This is a genomic window from Rhodoferax sp. RT5P35, assembly GCF_056521385.1.
The window spans coordinates 1-1,289 of record NZ_JBWMAX010000183.1 but is presented as its reverse complement, the minus strand read 5'-3'; the positions used below and the strand labels follow the sequence as shown (position 1 = coordinate 1,289).

General features: G+C 70.3%; 2 protein-coding genes. Both read left to right on the top strand.

The window, feature by feature from the left end; all coding sequences use genetic code 11:
* Positions 1-358: phosphoribosyl-dephospho-CoA transferase MdcG domain-containing protein (locus tag AC097L_RS24785; protein ID WP_479589375.1), on the top strand; the 358-nt coding region annotated here is incomplete at its 5' end.
* On the top strand, positions 346-1,197 hold the full coding sequence (gene mdcB / locus AC097L_RS24780) for a triphosphoribosyl-dephospho-CoA synthase MdcB (protein ID WP_479589374.1): 852 nt from the start codon (positions 346-348) through the stop codon (positions 1,195-1,197). The genes AC097L_RS24785 and mdcB, both read left to right, overlap by 13 nt.
* Positions 1,198-1,289 lie beyond the last annotated feature (92 nt).

The window sequence follows — 1,289 nt, the reverse complement described above, 5'->3', positions numbered from 1 at the left end:
CGCAGCCCGCGCCGTGACAGCACTGCTGGGCACACGTGCCCGAGTCTACGGCTCCTACGGCTGGCAGCACCGGACGGGCCTGGAGTATGTGCACGCCGCGTCCGACATAGACCTGCACCTGCCGGTGCCCCACATGGAAGCCGCCCAGGCCGTGGTGGCGCAGCTGGAAGCCGCACGCTTACCCATGCGCATCGACGGCGAGCTGGTATTTGCCGGTGGCCACGCCGTGGCTTGGCGAGAATGGGCCCGCCTGCTGCAAGGCCAGACCCGCAGCGTGCTGGTCAAAACCCGCCACAGCCTGCAACTGGCCGACCTGCCCACGCTGCAGGCGCTGACCGAAGCCGTATGCAGCATCTAAAAACCCTGGGCCCGCTTGCCGTGCGCGCCCTGTACCTGGAGCTGGCGCTGGAGCCCAAGCCCGGTCTCGTATCCATGCGCGACAACGGCAGCCACCACGACATGACGGCGCAGACCTTTGTGCGCAGCCTGTTCGCCCTGCGCCACTACTTCGCACATATGGCCCAAGCCGGTGCGGCCCAGCAGCCGTTTGCCAATCTCGAAGCCTTGGGCCTGCAAGCCGAGGCCCGCATGCTGCACGCCACCGGCGGCATCAACACCCACCGGGGGGCCATTTTTGCGCTGGGCCTGTTGTGCGCCAGCGCCGGGAGCCTGTCCAAAGAAGCTACAGCGAACGACCTGCGCAGTGCCCTCGCCACCCACTGGGGGCCCGCCTTGCGCAGCCGCGCCGAGCGCGCCCGCCAGCGCCCCGCCACCACCCACGGCCAACGGGCCGCCCAGCGTTACCAGCTGCGCAGCGCGGGCGACGAGGCCGCTAATGCTTTCCCCACCCTGTTCGGGGTCACCCTGCCCGCCCTGCAAGCCGCCTACCACCAAGGCCTGGGGGACAGGGCGGCGCGCATCCAGGCGTTTTTTGCCACCCTGGCCTGCCTGGACGATACCAACATGGTGCACCGCGGCGGCATGGAAGGCCTGCGTTTTGGCCAGCAGGCCGCACGCCAGTTTCTGGCCGCAGGCGGCGCGGCGCGGCCTGACTGGCTGGACCACGCCCGCGCCCTGCACGCACAGTTTGTAGCGCGGCGGCTGTCGCCCGGCGGCTCGGCCGACCTGCTGGCCTGCGCCTGCTGGGTGCACAGCGTCTGCGTCCTCACCCCGCAGGCACAGCCCTGCCCCGCATGAGCTACGCCCTGCTCGTGCCCGGCCAGGGCAGCCAGCACCCCGACATGCTGCCCTGGCTGGATACCCACCCCGCCACACAATCTGCCTTGGCC